Annotated in this window: 1 pseudogene; it reads left to right on the forward strand. The window is 30.6% G+C overall.

Going from position 1 to position 252, the window contains the following annotated elements:
* Positions 1-252 (forward strand): annotated as a pseudogene (locus IM317_RS24105) (O-antigen flippase); the annotation flags it as partial.

Consider the following 252-nt stretch of genomic DNA (forward strand, 5'->3'; position numbering starts at 1 on the left):
CCATTCTATTCACCAATGATTTTTCACTTGCTAGAGATTTATTTTTAGTACAATTAATTGGCGATGTTATAAAAATCATAAGTTGGTTATACGCGTATCCTGTTCTGGCTCATGGTAAAGCTAAAGTATATATTATCACGGAATTAATGTTTTCACTCTTGTTAGTCGGTCTAACATATCTCTTTGTGCATCGATTTGGTGTTCATGGTGCAAATTATGCATTTGCGTTGAATTATATTTTATATTTAATAT

It is taken from the genome of Enterobacter cloacae complex sp. S3 (assembly GCF_014930495.1).
In the GTDB taxonomy this organism is placed as follows: Bacteria; Pseudomonadota; Gammaproteobacteria; order Enterobacterales; family Enterobacteriaceae; genus Enterobacter; species Enterobacter asburiae_B.